This is a genomic window from Bacteroidia bacterium (genome assembly GCA_016218155.1).
Taxonomy (GTDB): domain Bacteria; phylum Bacteroidota; class Bacteroidia; order Bacteroidales; family GWA2-32-17; genus GWA2-32-17.
Genome location: JACREQ010000051.1, coordinates 1 through 1,436 on the forward strand (window position 1 = coordinate 1; position 1,436 = coordinate 1,436).

The 1,436-nt window shown below is 32.7% G+C and carries 2 protein-coding genes; both read right to left on the reverse strand.

What is annotated here, in order from left to right; translation table 11 throughout:
- Nucleotides 1–8: 8 nt before the first annotated feature.
- A complete protein-coding gene (locus tag HY951_10040; GenBank protein MBI5540386.1) occupies nucleotides 9–977 on the reverse strand; it encodes a KpsF/GutQ family sugar-phosphate isomerase in 969 nt (322 codons plus the stop codon).
- Between the two features lie 7 nt (nucleotides 978–984).
- Nucleotides 985–1,374, reverse strand: coding sequence for a hypothetical protein (locus HY951_10045; protein ID MBI5540387.1), 390 nt, complete (start codon nucleotides 1,372–1,374; stop codon nucleotides 985–987).
- Nucleotides 1,375–1,436: the final 62 nt, after the last annotated feature.

The following is a 1,436-nucleotide window of genomic DNA, read 5'->3' on the forward strand; positions in this document are numbered from 1 at the left end:
CCCCTCAATTACAACCCTATATTTATCAAATCATGCATCCTTATTATTCCAACTACTAAATGATTTCGATTTAAAACGGGTAAGACAGTTATAGGTTTTTCTCTATCTTTCATCTTTTTTAAAGCATCAAACGCCTTTTCATCATTATAAATAAAAACTGGATTTTTATTCATAATATCTTTTATCTTTAATTCAAAGATATTTTCTTCTTTCATCAGAATTTTTCTAATATCATAATCAGTAACTAATCCAGCTAATTTCCCTTTTTTGTCAACTACAGATACTGCTCCAGCCTTTTTTTCAGTAATAGCCATAAACATATTTTTTGTAGTATCGGAAATATTAATAATGGGGTTATCTTGTCCCTTAAGCATAACATCTTCGACTATAAGGGTTAATCTTTTTCCTAACCGTCCACCCGGATGGAATAAGGCAAAATCTTCTATTTTAAACTCCCGCATCTTCATTAAAACAATAGCAATAGCATCACCTATGGCAATTGATGTTATAACACTAGAGGTAGGTGCAAGATTAAATGGACATGCCTCTTTAATCTCTCCCATATTAAGGACAATATCAGCGGCCTTTGCAAGCCGGGAATCGTTATTAGTAGTCAAAACAATTAATTTAATCTTGATTTTTTTAAAGGCTGGAAAGAGGCTTGTAAGCTCTGAACTTTCTCCGCTTTTACCAATGGCTAAAATAATGTCTCCTTTGGAGACAATTCCCAAATCCCCATGCATAGCCTCAGCAGGATGCATAAAAACACTAGGTGTGCCTGTACTGGATAATGTAGATGCTATTTTTTTTGCCGCAATTCCTGATTTCCCTACACCGGTTACAACTACTTTTCCGCGGCAATTAATTATAATATTAATAGCCTTTTCAAATTCATGCCCAACTTTTTTTTTTAGGCCCAGTAAAGCCTCTACTTCAATATTAATGACTTTCTTTATTTCCGAAATAATATCCATCATTATCAATTCATTTTTTGGGTTTGGATTTTTCCCAATACTCCATAAAAAAAGCTCCAAATACCCCCGCCATTAAACCGATTATACAACCAATAAATATATTTCTTACCTTATTTGGCGAGATTGGAGAATTTGGAACAATTGGTTCATCAATTACTTTAAATTCTTTTGCCGCAACTAATTGAGATTCAAGCTGAAACTTCTGGGAAAACAAATCTCTTAATTGAACCTTGTAATCAGGAATAATCATGGATGGAAACATATTTTGAATTGAAGAAGAAGCATGGGTCTTTTCAATCAAACCATCCAACTCTTTAACCTGATTTTCTAATAAAACATACTGCCTTAAATAAATGGATTGTCCGTATTCAAGATAACTCTTAACTATCTCCTTTGCCAAAGAATAGCTTAAATTTCTATCATTTAATCTGACCTTTATGACAAAAAAATTGGTATCTTTAA